The organism is Photobacterium sp. 1_MG-2023 (assembly GCF_030547945.1).
Classification (GTDB): domain Bacteria; phylum Pseudomonadota; class Gammaproteobacteria; order Enterobacterales; family Vibrionaceae; genus Photobacterium.
Map to the genome: position 1 here is coordinate 15824 of NZ_JAUORR010000001.1, position 18772 is coordinate 34595.

The 18772-nt window shown below is 53.1% G+C and carries 16 protein-coding genes; 8 read left to right on the forward strand and 8 right to left on the reverse strand.

Annotated elements, in window-relative coordinates:
- Positions 1-296 precede the first annotated feature (296 nt).
- From Q4579_RS00080 to Q4579_RS00090, 3 genes are read left to right on the forward strand one after another with little or no spacing between them, the layout of a single operon-like run.
- Complete coding sequence (locus tag Q4579_RS00080; protein ID WP_303560693.1) at positions 297-1532, forward strand: ABC transporter substrate-binding protein; 1236 nt, start codon at positions 297-299, stop codon at positions 1530-1532.
- A complete protein-coding gene (locus Q4579_RS00085; RefSeq protein WP_303560695.1) occupies positions 1532-3901 on the forward strand; it encodes an ATP-binding protein in 2370 nt (789 codons plus the stop codon). Before Q4579_RS00080 ends, Q4579_RS00085 begins: the two co-directional genes overlap by 1 nt.
- Complete coding sequence (locus Q4579_RS00090; RefSeq protein ID WP_303560697.1) at positions 3885-5156, forward strand: sigma-54 dependent transcriptional regulator; 1272 nt, start codon at positions 3885-3887, stop codon at positions 5154-5156. Before Q4579_RS00085 ends, Q4579_RS00090 begins: the two co-directional genes overlap by 17 nt.
- Before the next feature lie 71 nt (positions 5157-5227).
- Here the strand turns inward: Q4579_RS00090 and Q4579_RS00095 are convergent, their stop codons facing one another.
- Positions 5228-6268 (reverse strand): porin, encoded by a 1041-nt coding sequence (locus Q4579_RS00095; protein WP_303560699.1) that lies wholly within the window; start codon positions 6266-6268, stop codon positions 5228-5230.
- 387 nt (positions 6269-6655) lie between these two features.
- Between Q4579_RS00095 and rlmA the strand changes: the two genes are divergently transcribed.
- The 5 genes from rlmA (at position 6656) to Q4579_RS00120 (ending at position 11820) form a co-directional block, all read left to right on the forward strand.
- On the forward strand, positions 6656-7477 hold the full coding sequence (rlmA, locus tag Q4579_RS00100) for a 23S rRNA (guanine(745)-N(1))-methyltransferase (RefSeq protein ID WP_303560700.1): 822 nt from the start codon (positions 6656-6658) through the stop codon (positions 7475-7477).
- Between the two features lie 212 nt (positions 7478-7689).
- Complete coding sequence (locus Q4579_RS00105) at positions 7690-8646, forward strand: ChaN family lipoprotein (RefSeq protein WP_303560702.1); 957 nt, start codon at positions 7690-7692, stop codon at positions 8644-8646.
- Between the two features lie 396 nt (positions 8647-9042).
- The gene (locus Q4579_RS00110; protein WP_303560704.1) at positions 9043-10011 is read left to right on the forward strand and encodes an ABC transporter substrate binding protein; all 969 of its coding nucleotides are present in this window, start codon (positions 9043-9045) and stop codon (positions 10009-10011) included.
- A 63-nt stretch (positions 10012-10074) separates the two neighbouring features.
- Entirely contained in the window at positions 10075-11001 is a 927-nt protein-coding gene (locus Q4579_RS00115; RefSeq protein WP_303560705.1) for an ABC transporter permease, read from the forward strand.
- Between the two features lie 24 nt (positions 11002-11025).
- Positions 11026-11820, forward strand: a complete 795-nt coding sequence (locus Q4579_RS00120) for an ABC transporter ATP-binding protein (RefSeq protein ID WP_303560707.1) — start codon at positions 11026-11028, stop codon at positions 11818-11820.
- A gap of 117 nt (positions 11821-11937) precedes the next feature.
- Here the strand turns inward: Q4579_RS00120 and Q4579_RS00125 are convergent, their stop codons facing one another.
- From Q4579_RS00125 to Q4579_RS00155, 7 genes are all read right to left on the reverse strand, one after another.
- Positions 11938-13935: a hypothetical protein gene (locus Q4579_RS00125; RefSeq protein WP_303560709.1), complete on the reverse strand. Its 1998-nt coding sequence runs from the start codon at positions 13933-13935 to the stop codon at positions 11938-11940.
- 133 nt (positions 13936-14068) lie between these two features.
- Positions 14069-14554, reverse strand: a complete 486-nt coding sequence (gene pgpA / locus Q4579_RS00130; RefSeq protein WP_303560710.1) for a phosphatidylglycerophosphatase A — start codon at positions 14552-14554, stop codon at positions 14069-14071.
- Positions 14555-14557: 3 nt separating this feature from the next.
- Complete coding sequence (thiL, locus tag Q4579_RS00135; protein WP_303560711.1) at positions 14558-15535, reverse strand: thiamine-phosphate kinase; 978 nt, start codon at positions 15533-15535, stop codon at positions 14558-14560.
- A gap of 304 nt (positions 15536-15839) precedes the next feature.
- The gene (gene nusB, locus Q4579_RS00140; protein WP_303560712.1) at positions 15840-16310 is read right to left on the reverse strand and encodes a transcription antitermination factor NusB; all 471 of its coding nucleotides are present in this window, start codon (positions 16308-16310) and stop codon (positions 15840-15842) included.
- A complete protein-coding gene (ribE, locus tag Q4579_RS00145) occupies positions 16310-16780 on the reverse strand; it encodes a 6,7-dimethyl-8-ribityllumazine synthase (RefSeq protein WP_211647359.1) in 471 nt (156 codons plus the stop codon). Before ribE ends, nusB begins: the two co-directional genes overlap by 1 nt.
- 183 nt (positions 16781-16963) lie before the next feature.
- Positions 16964-18067, reverse strand: a complete 1104-nt coding sequence (ribBA, locus tag Q4579_RS00150; RefSeq protein WP_303560715.1) for a bifunctional 3,4-dihydroxy-2-butanone-4-phosphate synthase/GTP cyclohydrolase II — start codon at positions 18065-18067, stop codon at positions 16964-16966.
- Positions 18068-18110: 43 nt separating this feature from the next.
- Positions 18111-18770: a riboflavin synthase gene (locus Q4579_RS00155; protein WP_303560716.1), complete on the reverse strand. Its 660-nt coding sequence runs from the start codon at positions 18768-18770 to the stop codon at positions 18111-18113.
- Positions 18771-18772 lie beyond the last annotated feature (2 nt).

The window sequence follows — 18772 nt, forward strand, 5'->3', positions numbered from 1 at the left end:
TATTGACACAGTTCTTTTCACTTTTCCCCTTGGTGAAATCCGGGACTCTGATAGATTGATGTGATCCAAAGCAACATTCATGGAGAATTGGGTCAATTTAATCCCAAAGTTTCTCTGGTCACCGGGAAAAGCGGTAGCATATTAATAAATCAGTTAACAGCTCACGGAAAGAACTGTTTCCCGGTTTCGATAACTTGTATATAAACGCATAAACACGATACAGCTTATGCCTGAAACAGCCCATCTCGGGACAGGCGGCATAATCTATCTTGTGACGTTGGAAAGGATACGACGACATGTTCAAGTGGCTTCTCTCAACACTGTTGCTTTTCTCTGGCCTTGCGGGTGCCACTGAAAAGAATCAGCTCGTGATCCTGACCACCTATAATCCGGCGCATCTCTCCCCCAGTATCGACAGTTTCAGGCAGCAACACCCGCAGTTGGATGTTCAGGTATTGCAGCGACGGGAATCAGACGGGCTGGCTTTACTGTCCACGCCAAATCACGGCATTGATGTCGTATTTTCTTCTTCGACCCGGCTGTTTCAGCCCCTGACCGAGCAAAACGCCCTGGTTCCGGTCCGCCACATGATCGCTGAACGCGGGATCCATGATACAGAGCAAGTGGCGGTGTTAGGCTATTCGGGTTGCGGTATGATCTGGAATCAACGCTATCTGGACCGTCATCAGCTCCCCCCACCAGAGCAATGGGAGATGCTGTCAAACGCGCTGTATCACGATCATCTCGTCATGAGCAGCCCGTCCCGCTCCACCACAACCCACCAAATGGTTGAAAACCTGTTACAACGCCATGGTTGGGATCAGGGCTGGCAAATCCTGCTTCAGGTTGGTGGCAACCTCAATGCTGTGACCGCCAACAGTGAAAGAGTCAGCAACATCATTGCCAGCGGTCAGGCCGGGATTGGCCTGGTGATCGACAGCTATGCCAAAGCCCAGCAAGCGCTGTTTCCTTTTGTTGAATTCCGCTATCAGCCGAAAAGTTTGATCCTGCCCGGTTTTATCGCTGCGCTGGATCGCAGTGCCGACGATCCGGCAGGCCAGCTCTTCGTTCGATTCATGCTTTCTGACGATATTCAGGCCCGTATCCATGAAGCGCCTCTTTATAAGATGAGCCGCAATCAGCAACCCGATTTTGGCGTTTCCCCGTTTCCGTTAGATCATCTCTTGTTGCAACAGCGGGCCATGCTGGTTCAACAACTCTTCGACCTGAGCATCAGTAAGCAATTGCCCTTACTGAGCCAGGCCTGGCGACTGATTCATGAAATCCGGCAGTCCGGCGATTTATCCGACTCCCAGCAAACGCAACTCGCACTCGCGGTCGCGCTGGCTTCCACGCCGGTGATTAATGCAGAACAAGCAAGTTCACCACGGTTTACGGCTTTGAATGACCCGATCCACGATGCAGCCGCAGCGCAGATCTTCGAACAGTTGCAGCAAACCATGAGCCAGCAACTCCAGAAATCGATTCTCTTGTCTCAGGAAATTCTCATGGCTCAAAGGCAGACGCCATAATGCTGAAACGAAAAACAATCGGCAACCGACTGATCAGTGCAATCAGCCTGATGGCCTTTCTGAGTATCGGTGTCAGTCTGATTGCTCTGATCACCTGGGAAAGTCTGGATGATCAGATTGACGCCATCGTCAGTAAAAACCTGCCGACCCTGCGGGCCAGCTATCATCTGGAACGCCACACCGCCGCACTGAAAGATACGCTTCATCAAATCAGTGCCAATGAAGATCCTGTCCTGCATGCTGAGCTGAATCAGGCCATTACAATACAGGCAGAACAGATCTCTCAGGCCATCTCGAATACGGCCAGCCTGTCGTCTTATCCTGCGCTCAAAATCGAGCACGAAACCCTGCTCAGTGAAATTCAGACCTACGCCGTTCTGCTGAATCGGCGAGCCAATGCAATACTCACGATGGCCCAGTCAGAAACGCGCCTGAACTGGTTACATCAAAATATTGTGGAAGAGCTGGCTCCGATCCGGCATGAACTGGAATGGCAATTGACCCGGCTTGACCCGCAGCAACTGGACGGCGAGCGCATCCGGGAAACCATCAACGAATTTGCGCTGCTGCAATCCATCACGGTGAAAGAAAACGAATTAAATCAGCTGGTCAAAGATATCTTTTTGCAGCATCAGAGCCGGGATATTGTCAATGCGTTCCATTTTATCGGCCATAAAACCAAACAGTTAAAATCGCTGAGCGATCTGCTCAGCCATTATCCGTCGACTGTCGCATTCCGACAGCATCTGGATGAGATTATCACACTGGTTCAGCCGAGCGGGCCACTGGAACTCCAGCTTCAGGAACTGGCTCAATTAGAGCTACTCATCCAGAATTTTGACAAGCGCATCAGAAATCGTCTGCACTATCAGGAAGAACTCATTCAGGCCATGGTAGAACAGGCAGACAGCTCGCTGCTGACGTTAAACGACCATACCCGCCAATCGGTGATCATCAGCAGCTACCTATTGCTGGGGGTGGTTTTGCTGGCGATTACGTTGTCCGTCCTGTTATCCGTCTATCTGGTCAGCCGGGGGATCGTGACGCGGCTGAACCAACTGAGCCATGACTTGTATGCCGTGGCTCAGGGCGATCTCAATGCCACCATTCAGGTCGACGGCGATGACGAAATCGGCCTGCTGGGAAACAGTCTGCGCCACTTCCGTCAGCAAATGCTGGAAATGCAGCAAACCAATGCGCTGAACCTGATCAATAACACACAGGCCAGCATTATTACCTGTCATTTGTCCGGTGTGATTGAATCGGTCAACCCCAGCGCCCTCGCCCTGTTCCACACCGACACCATTCCGGCCGATCATACGCTCTGGGCACTTTTTCCACCGGCCATGGAAAGCCGGCTGAAGAGCCTGTTTCTGCCTGGCAGTCCGCTGCAGAACAATGGCGCGTGCAGCCTGACCATCCGCCATACCAACCATCAGGAACAGGGTTATCTGCGGCTGGATTTCCGTCAGTTTAACCAGGGCCGGGAAGCCAAGGTCATTATCACCATGACCGATATTACGGAGCAGGAAAATGCGGCTCGCTGGCTCGAAAGTATGGTCCATGAAAAAACAGAATCACTCACCAAGCGCAACCTCCAGCTGAAAGCAGAAGTTGAAGACCGGAAACGGATTGAATCCGATCTGCGCGCAACGCAGGACGAATTGATTCAGGCCGCCAAGATGGCGGTTGTCGGCCAGACCATGACCTCACTGGCCCATGAACTGAATCAGCCGCTTTCCGCCATGTCGACTCATTTATTCGCCACAAAAATGGCTGTTGGCAAAGACAACTATTCGCAATTACCCGCAAGTCTGGACAAAATGGAAAGCCTGACCGAGCGCATGGGAAGAATTATCTCCAGCCTGCGGAATTTCGCCAAAAAACAGTCGGCCAACCGTCCCCTGCAGGGAATCGACGTCCAGCAATCAATCAATCAGGCACGGCAACTCATTGAAAGTCGACTGAAAGTGCAGCAAACCCACTTAATCTGCCAAATCAACAGCCCGTATCTGGTGACCGCAGATCCGGTCCAGTTTGAACAGGTGCTGGTTAATCTGTTCATGAACAGTTGCGATGCGGTTGCAGGCCATGAACGCCGTGAGATTGAGGTGGCCCTCCTGACTTCCGCGGCGGATAACCAAATTTTGCAAATTGCAGTCAGTGACACGGGCTGCGGGTTTGCACCAGACATCATCGAAAAATTATTCACCCCTTTTACCACCACAAAAGATGTCGGACTGGGATTAGGGCTCAACATTTGCCGTTCGATTATGAACAGGCTGGGCGGCAATATTTACCTTGCTTCGACATTGCAAGGAGGGGCTATGGTTGTTTTGGAGTTAGAGAAGTATGACGATTTCCGATAACATTGAAGTGCTGATTATTGATGACGATCAGGATGTCGTTGATGCCTATCAGCATCTGCTTGAAGTTGCGGGATACCGGGCAAGAACTGCCACGAATCCGGCGCAGGCACTGGCACAGTTACACAAAGACTGGCCGGGGGTAGTCATTACCGACATGTATATGCCCGTGACCAGCGGTAAAGAAGTTTTACAGCAAGTCAAATCGCTGGACAACAGCTTGCCGGTCATCATGATCACGGGCCACGGTGACATCCCGATGGCGGTTGACGCGCTCAAAAGTGGTGCGGTCGATTTCCTGCAAAAGCCGTTGCAACCTGCAGCACTGATCACCCTGCTTGAAAAGCATCTGCCAAAACGCAAACAACTGATTGCCCACCGGAAAAGATTGCAGCAGACCACCAGCGATGAGCTGCTGGGCGACAGTCCGCTGATGATCAAACTCCGGGAACAGATCAGCCAGGCTGCCAATAACAACAAAGATGTCCTGATCGAAGGGGAATGTGGTACCGGTCGTCATACCATTGCCCGGCTTCTGCACAGTAACAGTCATCTGGCCAACGGTCCGTGGATTAAGCTGTGTGGCACCAAAGTCGAACGCACACCTGATTTGCAGCGCGCCATGATCAATGCCCGCAGCGGCAGTATTTGTATCAATAACCTGCCAGCCATGCCAGCCGACACACAACGCTGGCTATGTCGTTTCCTGCTGGAACAAGAGCGATTGGGGAAACGTGAAGTCCGTGTGCTGGCGATTCTGGAAGGCACCGCCGAAGCTGCTGTCGAAAAAGAGTTACTGGTTCCGGAGCTGTTCTATTTCCTCAGCCAGGTGCGGTTCCTTGCGCCACCACTCCGCCAGCGCGCAACCGATATTACGCCATTATTCAAACACTTCCTGAAAGCCAGTTGCCAGAAACTGAATAAAAGCGTTCCTGTGATTGATAAAGCCTATATCAATACTCTGAACCGCCATCACTGGCGCGGCAATGTTCTGGAGCTCCGCAATGTCGCAGAACTCTACGCCATCGGCATCGTGAAGCTGGCCGGTCAGGAGCGAACACAGCCGCTGGAGCAGATGAGCAGCCCGCTGGATGACCTGATCGACAGCTACGAGAAACAAGTGATTGAAGATGCGCTCTACCTGTTCAGTGGTCGCATCAACGAGGTTTCCGGCTACCTGCAAATTCCCCGCAAGAAGCTGTACCTGAGAATGAAGAAACACAATCTCGACAAAGCGGATTACAAAGCCAGACAATAACCGGCTGAGATCAGAAAAAAGCCGGCGCTGATGCGCCGGCCTGATCGAATCGATTGTTCGGTATATTCTGTTTAGAATTCGTAACGCAGACCCAGTTGGTAGAAATCTTCATCAGCGTCGCCGCCAAATCCACCACTCGTGCCATTTTTACCATCACGGAAAACATAGCTTGTAAACAGTGAAGAGCGGCTGGTCAGGTGATATTGAGCTTCCAGCGTGGTGTCTTTCAGTTCCAGTTCATCACCATCGGTGTTTTCCAGATTGCGGTAACCACCACGCAGTGTCCAGTCATCGTTCAGGTTATAGATTGCAACGACTTCCCACACTTCGTCTTTACTCTTGTTCGCAGCACCGGTATCCAGCTCATCTTCTGAGTACTCCGCACCCAGCGAGAATTGACCAATTTTATAGGTCGCACCGATACCCCAGAAGTTGTACTCGTTACCGCCTTTATCTTCGTTGTACTGATAAGCCAGTACAGGTGCCAGGCTACCGCCCTGACCCAGGTCCAGATTATAACGAACGGCAACGTTCATACCGTAGTCCAGAACTTCGTTAAACGCGTTCACATCATCGTTTCCGAAGATATAACCCGCCGAGAAATCCAGGCCGTTAAAGCTGTTCTGATATTGCAGGGTCGCGTCCTGACGGAAAACCTGAACAGCCGTATCATCAACACTGCTGACCTGACGTGCAGCAGCAATATCAGACAGCGCAAACACATCCACAATGTCGGTAAACATGATCAGGCCAGAAGCCACACGACCCCCGGTCACTTTACCCATCTCTTTACCGTCGATACCTGCCCAGACATAACGTGGTGTCAGGCTGTCGCCACCCGCGTTTTCGCCTTCCGCAGCACCAACCTGATATTCACCCCAGCCAATCACAGAGAACTGATCATTAATCGGTTGTGAACCACCCAGACCGATACGTGCATCGAATTCACCGTTGGTATCGTCAGCGTTGGTGTCTTTATCCGTGATGTTATAGCCCAGACGGCCATAAACATTAACTTCACTACCATCTTCGCCCTGATAAATGTTTGCTGCGTAGCTCGCACCACTTGCAAAAATACTGGAGATTATTGCCGCTGCTAGTGTTTTTTTCATTTTTGTTTCCTTGAGTGTGTGGTCAATCACCGCTCTGAATATGGAGCGGATAATCACGCAAAAATCGGGATGAACAACAATGAACCGGGCGACAGGGGAAAGGCAGCCAAATCCTGATATGCCAGATTCTTCATGATTTCATCACCCAACAAAGCATAGAGGAGAGATTCACTTTATGCGCATCCAGAGTAACTGCCATACCTGAATATATCCTTAATCAGAATACGTCTATGGGTCATTGAAAAAGCAGGATATTTATTTGTGAAAATGATCACCCTTTTCAGCTTTCACTGTCTTTCAATGATCATCCTGATGTCGAACAGGCTGCATGTTCTCTGTTGCCCCTAAACACGTTACAATGCGCCGTTTGAAGATTCGGTGCTTTCTATGTCCTACCAATGTCCGCTATGTCATCATTCCCTGCATCAGGCAGGCAATCACTGGCGTTGTGAAGCAAACCATCAGTTTGATCAAGCTAAAGAAGGCTACGTCAACCTGATGCCTGCACACCATAAAAGCTCGAAGAACCCCGGCGATAACAAAGAGATGATGCAAGCCAGAAGGCAATTTCTCGAAGGCGGACATTATGCGCCCATGCGGGAAAATGTCCTGACGTTACTCCAGCAGTTCATGGCACCGGACAGCGAGCAACTCCTGGATATTGGTTGTGGTGAAGGCTATTACACCTCCGCGTTTACTGCATTGCAGGCACCCCATCCGTCGCTGGTTATCCATGGGTTGGATATCTCGAAAGTTGCCGTGAAGTATGCGGCCAAGCGCTATCAAGACTGCCGTTTCTGTGTCGCATCCAGCCACCGGCTGCCTTTTGCCGAGCACAGCCTGGATGCCATGGTGCGGATTTATGCGCCCTGTAAGGCAGAAGAGATTGCCCGCACCCTGAAGCCCGGCGCGATTTTACTGACCGTCACACCGGCCGCCCGTCATCTGTATCAATTGAAGGCATTGATTTATCAGGACGTTCGCTTGCATGATATTCAGCCGGAAGCGTTACCGGGACTGACACTGGCGCACGAAACTCAGCTGCATTATGAAATGTCCCTCAATGGGGATGAAGCCACAGCCCTGATGCAAATGACGCCATTTGCCTGGAAAACCCCGGAATCGGTCTGGACGCATCTGAAACAGCAACAGGATTTTCACTGCGAGGCTGATTTTACCCTGCGGGTGTACCGGGTGCCGTCGGCCTGATCTCGCCGTCCATGTAATTGAAATTAATTCTCATTACTATTGAGTCTTTTGCCAGTCTTCACTATCATATCGCCGACAAATCAGAAACTGACGCGATAACATTGTCCGATCCCTTCTTACAAAGCCATACTGAAATCTTGGATGGCTGTTGATACCCAATGTTATTTCTCAGGGACTTACAGCACTGAAGCTTCGGCGATAAGGAAAAATTCATGAAGACTGGCTACGCCTTTCTGCTGGCAGCCCTGCTGAGTGGTTGCGCCGCTCAGACGCCCTCGGCCGGTAAACCACTTCCGTCCACCTTATATGACTACAGCATCCGCTCCCCGCAAGGGAATCCTCTGACGGAACAACAGCTTGCTGATGCCCTGTCGCAAGCGGATATTGTCCTGGTCGGTGAATGGCACAGCCATCCCGGAACGCACCTGATGCAAACCCGACTGCTGGCTGCACTCTACGCCAACCAACCCAACCTGGCTTTATCCATGGAGCAGTTCACCCGGGACAATCAGGCGCTATTGGATGAATATCTTCAGGGCGACATTGGGGAACAGGTGCTGATCAAGCAAGGCAATGCCTGGCCGAACTATGAATCTGACTATCGCCCGCTGGTGGAATTTGCCCGGCTGAATCAGTTAGATGTGATCGCAGCCAATGCCCCGAAATCCATTGTCCGCTGTGTAGGACGTTACGGCGCGGACTACTTAAACCGGCTGCCAGCAACCGAACGGCAATGGGTGGCTCAGTCACTTACGCTGGAAAATGACCCGTATAAAGAGAAATTCACTCAGTCAATGCACCATGGTGATGAAGCCCAAACAGAAAGACAATTCGCAGCTCAAACCAGCTGGGACGACACCATGGCCGAGAGCATGGTCAATTACCTTCAAACCCATCCCGGCCACCAGATTCTGCATGTCGCCGGCCGCTTCCATACCGCAGAAGGACTAGGCACAGCATCCCGGATTCTGGCCCGAAATCCGGCGCTGAATGTGGTCATGGTCACCCCGGTCACCAAAGACAGTCCGCTGCCAGCCGGTGCCCCGGATTATCAGGTTGAAGTCCAGCCACTGCCGCCCCGTTATGTCCAGGAAGCCAATATGAAAGCGGCATTTGCCCAGATGGGTCAGCGCAACAGCCAGCTTCAATGCCTCGGCGAGACTCAATAAAACTTCCTCGCAGGCAGTCTGATGGGGCTGCCTGCACAGACCCGTCCTTGATGTGTCCTCCATTCTGATACTGCTCATAAAACAGTCAAAGCTTCGTTCATTTTTGCCATTTCCCCGCCATGCATTGCGACAGTCACAAAAATCCGAATTTAAAACATACCGCTACCACATACAGAAATCGTCTAACTTCTAACCAAAAATACAGCAGTTTCATAAAATAAAAGTCTAGTATTGATATGAACGACAGGTTGATAGACCTAACAGTTGTTACATTGTTGTTAATTTTTGGATGTTCTTTCTTTTCTCATTGAGCTAAAACATTATGCCAATGATGGGGGTCATCAAAGACATTGTCCTGCTCCCATTCCGGTCATCACCAGAACAAGGATTGTATGTATGAAGGGAACCAAACTGCTTTCTGCGGCCTGCATCGCCGCTGCCCTGGCCCTGAGCGCTTCACCAGCCTTTGCTGACGTGGCAAAAGTTGCTGTGTCTCAGATCGTAGAACACCCGGCACTGGATGCGACCCGTCAGGGCTTATTGGATGGTCTGAAACAAAAAGGATACGAAGAAGGTAAAAATCTGGAATTTACCTATCAGACCGCGCAAGGGAACCCAGCCATCGCCGTTCAGATCGCCAAGCAGTTTGTCGGTGATCAGCCCGATGTTCTGGTGGGCATTGCCACACCTACCGCACAAGCTTTAGCCGCAGCGACCCGCTCTATTCCTGTCGTTTTTACCGCTGTGACTGATCCTGTTGGCGCAAAGCTGGTCCGCAATACCGAACAGCCTGAACGCAATGTCACCGGATTATCTGACCTTTCACCGGTCGGCCAGCACGTCAAATTAATCAAAGAAATTCTGCCCGATGCCAAACGGATTGGTGTGGTTTATAACCCAGGCGAAGCGAACGCAGTTGCGCTGGTTGAATTGCTGCGTCAGTCGGCCAAGGAAAATGGCATGGAAGTTGTTGAAGGCACAGCGCTGAAGAGCGCAGATGTACAGTCTGCAGCACAAATCGTCGCTGGCAAATCAGACGCACTTTACGCTCCGACAGACAATACAGTTGCCAGTGCAGTCGAAGGCCTGGTCAATGCAGGCAATCAGGCTGGGATTCCGGTCATCGGTGCATCCACCACTTATATTGAAAGCGGTGCCCTGGCTGCCCTGGGCTTCGACTACTATCAGGTCGGTGTCCAGACTGCCGATTATGTCGATGCCCTGCTGAAAGGAAAGAAAGTTTCTGAGCTGCCAGTAAAAGTGGCGATGGGCTCAGATCTGGCGCTGAATGAGAAAGCCGCAACCAAACTGAAGATCACCTTCTCTCAGGATCTGCTCAGCCGTGCAACTTCGGTTGCCAAATAATCCCACCCGTCTCTCTCAGACACCGGCGTTCAGCCGGTGTCGGCAAGGAATAAGGAGTTGTAGATGTCTTTCTTTGCTTTGATCGGTACGCTTGAAATCGGTCTGGTTTATGGTCTGGTCGCTCTGGGCGTTTATCTGACCTTCCGTGTGCTGGACTTTCCTGATCTGTCGGTCGACGGCAGTTTCCCGATGGGAGCGGCTGTGGCTGCGACAGCCATCATCGCGGGTGTGAATCCATGGATTGCGACCATGATGGCGATTCTGGCCGGTGGCCTGTGTGGTCTGGTGACTGCATTTCTGGCCGTGCGCTGCGGGATCCTGCATTTGCTGGCCAGTATTCTGACCATGATTGCGGCTTTCTCTATCAACATTCGGATTATGGGCCGTCCGAACCTGGCACTGCTGGGGGATGAAACCATTCTGACGCCATTCGAAAATTTCGCCTTTGAAACCGGTATCGATGCCGGGCTGGTGCGCCTGGCCGTGGTGCTGGCACTGGTCATTTTCAGTGGTTGGTTTGTGGTTCGTCTGCTGGCAAGTGATTTTGGTCTTGGCCTGCGTGCCACAGGGGTTAACAGCCGCATGGTGAGTGCGCAGGGTGGCAGCACGGCGTTGTATACCTATTTTGGACTGGCTCTGTCGAACGCTTTCGTTGGCTTTTCCGGTGCCCTGTTTGCCCAAACCAACAACTTTGCCGATGTCACCTCCGGGGTGGGGACGATTGTGGTGGGTCTGGCTGCGGTCATTCTGGGTCAGACCCTGATCCCAGGCCGGAAAATCTGGGTGGCTGTCGTGGCGGTGATTCTGGGTTCTGTCCTGTACCGTCTGGCGGTCGCATTTGCACTCAGCACCGGCATGTTTGGTCTGCAGGCTTCTGACCTGAACCTGATCACTGCGGTACTGGTCGCGCTGGCCCTGATTGCGCCGAAACTCAAACGTAATTTTCAGCGCAAAAAGAAACAGGCCCTGACCGCAAAGAAGCTCGCGTAAGCCAACGGAGAAGGTAGGAACACCATGATTGAACTGAATAACATCCGCGTTACCTTCAATGAAGGCACAATCCTTGAGAATCAGGCCCTGCGTGGGGTCAACCTGACCGTGCCGGAACGCCAGTTTGTCACTGTCATCGGCTCCAATGGTGCAGGAAAATCAACATTACTTGGTGCGATCAGCGGCGAAACCCCAATGTCTGACGGCAAAGTGGTTATCGCTGGGGTCGACGTCACCCGTAAGTCTGTTCATGAACGTGCTCAGTATGCCGCACGCGTGTTTCAGGATCCGCTGGCGGGCACCTGTGCGTCGCTCACCATTGAAGAGAACATGGCGCTGGCGATGCAACGGGGCAGCCGCCGGACCTGGAAGCTGGCCTTGTCTTCCCAGCGCCGGAAACTGTTTCAGGAACGCATCAGTATTCTGGGCCTGGGCCTGGAAGATCGTCTGAGCGACAGCATCGGCTTATTGTCCGGCGGGCAGCGTCAGGCGGTCAGTCTGGTGATGGCGACGCTGGCAGAGAGCAAACTGCTGTTGCTGGATGAGCATACCGCGGCACTGGATCCTCGCATGGCTGCATTCGTGCTGGAACTGACCAACCGAGTGGTTGAAGAATTTGACCTGACCGTGATGATGGTGACGCACTCAATGAAGGATGCACTGGCTTACGGGGATCGTACCGTGATGCTGCATCAGGGCAATATTGTACTGGATGTGGCGGGTCAGGAACGGGCCGACATGGACGTCAAGCACCTGCTCGACATGTTCAGTAAAGTCCGGGGAGAAGAACTGACAGACGACAGCCTGCTGCTCAGTTAAGCAGGTTCAGTCCACCCGTCCAACCAGTCAGATTCTCTTTCATGTGAAACTGAATCTGACTGGCTCCCCAGCCGTCTTAAAATGCTCCGTTGCTTCAGAAGCACCTTGCCACACTTTTTATTCCCCGACGTCGTGCAACACTGCCCCTTCATAGCCTCCCAGTTCCAGATAGTTCAGCGGCTCGCTCACGCTGCCATCATAAAAGATCCGCTCAAACGTGCCGGGCAATGAGATCCGGATCGGTCTGGCTTCCAGAAAACGACTTTCTCCGGCCTGCTGCACCGCGCGATATACAACCAACCCATGTTCATAACGGCGTGCAATCACGCCTTCTGCTGGCATTTTTCCAAACCAGCCACTACGGTAGAGCCAGAACCAGTGCGCGGGCAGAACCGGCTCGTCCCCAAATGTGCGATCCCCGCTCTTTCCAATCACATCATCGCCCTGCCACCAGACCGCTTTGTATCCTTTCGGCGCAGCCACAGGCTGACCCAGATCCACCTTCAGCATCCCTGTCGGCTGATAGACCCAGTTTTTCGGCAAGCCGGGACGATACCAGTCCCGCATCGTCGTGTTGGCGCTGTCATACCGGCGGCTGTACCCCCAGTTGTGGTAATAGGTTTGCTGCGGCAGATTGAACAGGTAATAAAGCGCCAATCCGGTTTCGACATCCCGGTACCAAGCGCCAGCATCTCCCGGATGCAATCGGCTGTGCCCATCCTCCATTGCCACCATCAACACGCTCTGTACTCCCTGCGCACTGAGTGCAAAGTGCCGCCAGCTGCGTTGCAACCTGGCCAGGCCCATGGCCGGCGACAAATAGCGTGGCCGGATCCAGACATCCACGACCTCGCGCAGACGGGCACCCGGCGAACCGGCCTGCCAGAGCGACAGCCCTGAGACATCCGTTCCCAGCAGCGGCGGAGACAACTGACGCTTCATTTGTGTCAGCATGTCCATCATCCCATCAAAATAGGCCTGTTCCGCTTCGGCAGTCCCGGCAATCTGAGGCAATTCAAGGAGCTTACCGCCGCTCAGAATCCGTTGCAGCGATCTGCCCAGCCAGGGACGAACGGGCGATAAATCCCCTCCCGCAGCGGCTTCACGCTGCCAATGGTATCGATACCATCCCTGAATCAGATTTCGGACCGCCGGATCCGTCAGATTGGTCTGGTAGACACAGTCAGCGGGGGCAGCGTCGTCAATTGTGATCACCCGCGCCTGATACGGAAACCGTGCACTCGCGGCCGCATTGGCGCGTTGTTCGAATTCCTCATCACTCAGTATGCCGTTATTGTCCCTGTCGTTCCGGGGATCCCACCCCGGAATCGTCAGCGTTTCAGATCCCCGGATCAGCCATGGCTGCGGATGGAGAGCGGCAACAGTCACGGCCTGCGGCCACTGCAAAGTCAGCGCCCACTGTGACTCTCCCAGACCGGGCCAGACACGGGCCTGCCACCCTTCGGGAAAGGTAAAGCTCCCGCTCACCGCCGTCGGACGATCAGGCTGCCAGATCACTTCCAGTGGCTGTAACACTTGGGTTTCATCATGCCAGGAAACCTCACTGGGCAGCACCTCTGCAGCCAGTTCAAAGCGGGTAAACGGGTGATCCGTGAAAACAACCAGACGCTGATCGGCTGGAATGGAAACGGGCAGAACGGCTGGCGACAAAGTGCCATTCTGTGCCTGAACAAAGAGCTTCGGGCGGGCCTCGATGCGTTGGTTCAGGGCAAGATTGTTGGCAGACAGAGACAGACGGGTATCTTCCGCATAATGCAGATACAGCGCTTCCGGATCCAGTCCGGCCCGCAGAGTCTGCTGCGCAAGCAAGGCTTGTTGCGCATCCGGCTGACAACTCAGATACTGAGGGCGCAGCGGTAACAGAACCAATCTTTTTGAATTGAGTTCCGGCGACGCCCAGCTCCCCATCACGAGATCGGCATGGCGGCTTTCCCAGCGTTGGACCGCATCCGCCGAATCAAAACGTGTGGTCGCCATGGGCTCTTCCCACTGGCCGGGATCGATCCAGGCGGCACCGGTCGAAGGATAGATTTGCGCCGCGGCGGCCCAGCTTAAAAAGGAAAAGAACAGAACAAAAACAGGTCGAAGTTTCATGCAACACGTCAGCCCCTGAACCGGCGGGATTCAGTTTAGCTTAGCGTGGTTTCATCACCTGAGCATGATTCAATACCGGACAAAAAAGCCGTTCAGCTCCCGAGCGGCTTTTTCTGCAATCACAGCAGCTGACTTACCAGCCCATCCAATGACCCAGCCCCCAAAGGGAGATCATGGCCATAAACCCGGCCAGAATATCGTCAACCATGATCCCCAGCCCGCCATGAACATTTTTATCCAGCCAGCTGATCGGCCAGGGCTTGACCATATCGAAAAAACGGAACAACACGAAGCCGCTGATCACCCAGTGGATACCCATGGGCGGCGCAATGGCCATGGTGATCCAAAAGCCGACAAACTCATCCCAGACAATACTGCCGTGATCATGGACTCCCATGTCCTGCGCGGTATTGCGACAAATCAGCACACCGAGGACCGCCGCCAGCACAGTAATCCCCAGATACGCCGGATAAGGCAACTGGATCAGCAGGTAATAAAAAGGCACCGACGCCAGTGTGCCGACCGTACCCGGCACGACAGGTGACAAGCCACTGCCAAACCCGGTCGCCAGCAAATGCCAAGGGTTGGTTAATTTGATATACAATTTGGGATCTCGCACAACTTACCCCGAAAAATGATCGTATCCATGCAGCTGCCAGTCGAGGGGCTGCCCGTTTCTTTCAAGCACGATGCTGTCTCCGGTCCGGATCTGGCCGATACAGGTCGCTTTGACCCCGCTATGAGACAATGCAACATCCAGTGCCCCGCGATGATGAGCTGGCACAGTAAAGCACAATTCGTATTCTTCACCACTGGTCAGAGCCAACTTCAGCGCCTGATTCAGATTGTCCTGACAAAACGCCAGCAGTTCAGGTGAAACCGGCAACAGATCCGGCTCAATCACAGCGCCAACTCCAGAACGCTCCAGAATATGGCCGAGATCAGCAATCAGTCCGTCGGAAACATCCAGCGCCGCAGAAGCAATACCCCGCAATGCCTGACCCGCCAGCACGCGCGGTTGCGGCTGATAATGGCGGTTCAGCATGTGTGTGGCCAGCGCCGCGGGAATGTCCGGTGCTTGCTCAAGCAGCACCGCCAGACCGGCTGCGCTGTCCCCCAGATTTCCGGTGACATAGATCAGATCGCCCACGCTGGCGCCGTGGCGCGTCAATGCCTGCCCCTGAGGCACCAAACCCTGAACGGTTAAAGTCAGACTGAGCGGGCCTTTGGTGGTATCGCCACCAATCAGCTGGACCTGATAGTATTCGGCCATTTCAAAGAAGCCGTCGCAGAACCGGGCCAGCCAGTCCTCGTCAGCGGATGGCATCGTCAGCGCAAGAGACACCCAGGCCGGTGTTGCCCCCATCGCCGCCAGATCGCTCAGATTGGCCGCCAGCGCTTTTTTAGCCACCAGCGCCGGATCCATGGTTGGCAGGAAGTGATTGCCGCAGACCAGGGAGTCTGTACTCACCGCTAATTGACTGCCAACAGGCACCTCAAGCAGCGCACAATCATCACCAATCGCCAGCGCGACATCACGTCGATGCACAGGCTGGCGGGCAAAATATCGGGCAATCAGATCGAATTCATTACTAGCCATAAAAGGTCAGAATCAGTGTTTTCCCTTGCACGCAGATGTCGTCTTGCGAAACCGGTGCCGGTTCAGATTGGCTTCATACCAATCAAAGTCAGTCAGTGATCAGACATAGCGCAGGAAAAATGTTTGAGAACAAGGCAGATTTTTTAGATAAGTCGTCACGCTACAATCAAAAAATCTAACGTCGTTATCGAGCATTTGAACAAGCTAGGAAGACCCGTGATTGACTGCGATTGGTATCAGGTCGCTCAACTCAGAAAAAAGGCCAGCAACGCTGGCCTCCATTCGTTGACAGATGAATCAACGATTATCCTTTTTTACGCAGAACAGGTGCAAGCTTATCCAGCACACCGTTCACAAACTTGTGACTGTCTTCGGCACCGAACACTTTTGCCAGTTCGATGGCTTCGTTAATCACAACTTTGAAAGGTACGTCTTCACGTTTCATGATTTCGTACACGGCCAGACGCAGCAGCGCCAGCTCCATCTGATCCAGATCCTGCAGCGGACGGGACAGATATGGACGCATCTTGCTGTCCAGTTCCTGATGATTCAGCACCACACCGGTGAACAGATCACGGAAGTATTCCACATCAGTATGCGGGGCAGCCAGAACCGGCGCCTCTGCCTGATGGGCTTCTTCTTCAAACGGTTCGCCAGACAGAAAGTGCAGCTCGATATCGGCAGCATTTTCTTTGGTGATTTGCCAGGAATAGATGGCCTGGACGGCAAAGTGTCGTGCGTTACGACGTGCGGCTGGTTTCACACTAACCCCCATTAGGATTCAATTTGGGACAGGACATTTACCATCTCAAGCGCGCTGAGTGCAGCCTCTGCCCCTTTATTACCAGCCTTGGTACCGGCACGCTCGATGGCTTGTTCAATGGTATCAACAGTCAGAACACCGAATGCAACCGGAGTGTTGTACTCCAGAGCAACCTGTGCCAGACCTTTATTACATTCACCGGCAACATAATCGAAGTGTGGCGTACCGCCACGGATCACAGAGCCCAGCGCCACAATGGCGTCATAACGGTCGCTTTTTGCGACTTGCTGAGCAACCAGCGGCAGCTCATAAGCACCAGGACAACGAACAACAGTAATATTGTCGTCGCTCACCTGTCCCTGACGTTTCAGTGCGTCCAGCGCACCTTCCAGCAGGCTCTCGTTGATGAAACTATTAAAGCGACTGATAACAATAGCAATTTTTGCGTTGGGTGCCGCAATGGCGCCTTCAATTACCTTCATGGGCCTTCCTGTGACTATGTCTTTTCTTTCCGGATTGAGAAACCGCGGGAGTCTATCACAATTTATGAGTGATACCAATTGACTTGACTGTCAAGCCAGAACCCCCGATAAAATGCGATCTCGATTCCGGTCCAGAGATGATTAAAAACAAAAGGTTAAGTTTGGAATCCGTCCGGCGGATCCCTACTGACAAATATATTCCACCACTTCCAGCCCAAAACCGGACAGGGAGTGGTAACGCTGATTACTGGAAGAAAGCAAACGCATTTTGCTAACGCCCAGATCAGACAGGATTTGTGAACCCACACCCACCTGACGGGACGGATTCTTCGGATTCAGCTTCACCCCCGGTTGACCTGCAGACTGCGCCGCCATATTTTTCACCCGGGTCAGCATCCCTTCCGGCGTTTCGTGACGGTTCAGAATCACCATGACGCCGCCTTCCTCGGCAATGCGCGCCATCGCAGAAGGCAAGGTCCACTGAGACGCGCCGGAGTGCAGAATATCTTTAAAGGTATCTTGCAGATGCACGCGCACCAGCGTTGGATTGGCTGGTGTGACATCGCCTTTGCGCAGTGCATAGTGCACCTGATTATCAATGGTGTCGCGGTAAGTAATCAGATCAAACTCACCAAACTCCGTCTGAATCGGACTTTCGGCTACGCGCTCGATGGTCGTTTCGTTATTGTTGCGGTACTCAATCAAGTCCGCGATGGTGCCCAGTTTCAGGCCATGTTGAGCCGCAAAGACTTCCAGATCCGGACGACGGGCCATGGTGCCATCCGGGTTCAGGATTTCAACAATCACACTGGATGCTTCCAGCCCGGCCAAACGCGCCACATCACAGCCAGCTTCGGTATGACCGGCACGCGCCAGCACGCCACCTTCCTGCGCCATCAGCGGAAAGATATGACCCGGCATCACGATATCCGCCGGCGATGCATCTTTTGCGACGGCTGCCTGTACGGTTCGGGCACGATCGGCTGCAGAAATCCCGGTTGTAACACCGCTGGCGGCTTCAATTGAAATCGTGAAATTGGTACTGAACTGTTCAGTATTGTCCTGCACCATCAGGGGCAGCTTCAGTTGCTGGCAACGCGCACTTGTCAGCGTCAGACAAATCAGGCCGCGACCGTGGGTCGCCATGAAGTTAATCGCGTCCGGCGTAATCTTCTCCGAAGCCATGATTAAATCGCCTTCATTTTCCCGATCTTCGTCATCCATCAGGATCACCATATTGCCCTGACGAATCTCTTCGATAATTTCCTGCGCGCTACTCAACGCCATCTTCCATCCCTCTTTTTCATTCGATGTTAACTGATGTGTTTACTCAGCCCAGAAAGCCGCTGCGGGCCAGCAATGACATGCTGATGTCTGTGGCTTCCGGTTGCGCTGCTTTTTCTCCGAGCATCAAACGCTCCAGATACCGGGAAATCACATCCACTTCCAGATTGACTTTCCGACCCGGCTGGAAATCATCCATGGTCGTTTCCGACGCCGTGTGCGGCACAATGGTAAGCTTAAATTCGGCACCTCGAATGGCATTGACCGTCAGGCTGATCCCATCCACGGTCACCGAGCCCTTCTCGGCAATGTATTTCGCCAGGTGATCCGGTGCTTTAATCCAGAACTCAATGGCGCGGCCGGTCAGGGTGCGGGAGATAATTTCTCCGGTCTCATCCACATGACCCGAAACAATATGACCACCGAATCGCGTGGTCGGCAGCATCGCCTTTTCCAGGTTCACTTTCTGGCCGGGTTGATAATCGCGAAACGCTGTCCGGTTCAGAGTTTCCACCGAGACATCAGCCACATAGCCTTTTCCGGTCAGGGCAACCACAGTCAGACACACGCCATTGGTCGCAATACTGTCACCCAGTTTGACGTCAGACAGATCCAGTTTGCCGCTTTCCACGGTCACGGATACATCTTTCCCTTTCGCCGTCAGCGCCTGAATGCGGCCAACAGCTTCAATAATTCCTGTAAACATTT

Coding starts and splice junctions, on each gene's coding strand:
- ribE (WP_211647359.1), bottom strand. CDS start 16,780: ATGAAGGTAATTGAAGGCGCCATTGCGGCACCCAACGCAAAAATTGCT.
- Q4579_RS00080 (WP_303560693.1), top strand. CDS start 297: ATGTTCAAGTGGCTTCTCTCAACACTGTTGCTTTTCTCTGGCCTTGCG.
- Q4579_RS00090 (WP_303560697.1), top strand. CDS start 3,885: ATGACGATTTCCGATAACATTGAAGTGCTGATTATTGATGACGATCAG.
- Q4579_RS00085 (WP_303560695.1), top strand. CDS start 1,532: ATGCTGAAACGAAAAACAATCGGCAACCGACTGATCAGTGCAATCAGC.
- Q4579_RS00120 (WP_303560707.1), top strand. CDS start 11,026: ATGATTGAACTGAATAACATCCGCGTTACCTTCAATGAAGGCACAATC.
- thiL (WP_303560711.1), bottom strand. CDS start 15,535: ATGGCTAGTAATGAATTCGATCTGATTGCCCGATATTTTGCCCGCCAG.
- Q4579_RS00155 (WP_303560716.1), bottom strand. CDS start 18,770: ATGTTTACAGGAATTATTGAAGCTGTTGGCCGCATTCAGGCGCTGACG.
- Q4579_RS00115 (WP_303560705.1), top strand. CDS start 10,075: ATGTCTTTCTTTGCTTTGATCGGTACGCTTGAAATCGGTCTGGTTTAT.
- Q4579_RS00095 (WP_303560699.1), bottom strand. CDS start 6,268: ATGAAAAAAACACTAGCAGCGGCAATAATCTCCAGTATTTTTGCAAGT.
- Q4579_RS00110 (WP_303560704.1), top strand. CDS start 9,043: ATGAAGGGAACCAAACTGCTTTCTGCGGCCTGCATCGCCGCTGCCCTG.
- nusB (WP_303560712.1), bottom strand. CDS start 16,310: ATGGGGGTTAGTGTGAAACCAGCCGCACGTCGTAACGCACGACACTTT.
- Q4579_RS00105 (WP_303560702.1), top strand. CDS start 7,690: ATGAAGACTGGCTACGCCTTTCTGCTGGCAGCCCTGCTGAGTGGTTGC.
- Q4579_RS00125 (WP_303560709.1), bottom strand. CDS start 13,935: ATGAAACTTCGACCTGTTTTTGTTCTGTTCTTTTCCTTTTTAAGCTGG.
- ribBA (WP_303560715.1), bottom strand. CDS start 18,067: ATGGCGTTGAGTAGCGCGCAGGAAATTATCGAAGAGATTCGTCAGGGC.
- rlmA (WP_303560700.1), top strand. CDS start 6,656: ATGTCCTACCAATGTCCGCTATGTCATCATTCCCTGCATCAGGCAGGC.